Source organism: Rhodoplanes roseus, from assembly GCF_003258865.1.
Classification (GTDB): domain Bacteria; phylum Pseudomonadota; class Alphaproteobacteria; order Rhizobiales; family Xanthobacteraceae; genus Rhodoplanes; species Rhodoplanes roseus.
This window is the reverse complement of the sequence record NZ_NPEX01000632.1, coordinates 1-701: the sequence shown is the minus strand read 5'-3', so window position 1 is coordinate 701 and position 701 is coordinate 1. Positions and strand designations below refer to the sequence as shown.

General features: G+C 72.5%; 1 protein-coding gene. It reads right to left on the bottom strand.

The window, feature by feature from the left end:
• On the bottom strand, positions 1 to 592 hold a 592-nt coding region (locus CH341_RS31685), incomplete at its 3' end, for a hypothetical protein (RefSeq protein WP_245431341.1).
• Positions 593 to 701 lie beyond the last annotated feature (109 nt).

The following is a 701-nucleotide window of genomic DNA, read 5'->3' as shown; positions in this document are numbered from 1 at the left end:
CCGCCGCGGCGGGCCGTGGGCTCGGCCCGCGCTGCACGCTGCGGCGCAGCCGCCTCACGTGACGCAGGAAGCGGCCGCGGCGGCCGGGCGCCATCAGCCGGGCGAGCCGGCGCAGCCGCCGCTGCAGCGGCGCGATCGTCCGCGCGAGCCACGCCTTCACCTCGGCCTTGTACGGATCGACCAGGCCGTGCGCCCAGGCGAGGCCACGCATCACCAGATCGTAGAGCCGGCGGAACCAGGGAAGCTGCATCAGCTTCGGCCGGGTGAGGTCGAACACGAAGGCCGTGACGCCGACGCCCATGACCTTGGCGAGGCCGAACACGGCGACGCCGCCGAGCCAGAAGCCGTGCGAGAACATCCACAAAGCCAAGAGCTTGAGCGGAAACAGCAGGGCCGCCGGAACGGCGAACACCAGCAGGGTCGGATAGGGCGGCAGCCGCTCGATCGCGGCCGCGAGCTTCGCCCGCAGCGCCGGCCAGGAGATCCAGTCGACGACGCGGGCGACCAGCGGCCGCACATGCTCCCACAGCCACGCCTCCACCAGGAAGACGACGGCGAGCAGGATCCAGAACGGGCGGGTCAGGCGGCGCATCACCGTGGGTATATGGGGCGCGGCCGGGGGTTCACCACGGGGGGGGGCGACACCATCGCCCCTCATCCTGAGGAACGGCCGAAGGCCGTGTCTCGAAGGATGTGGCCCC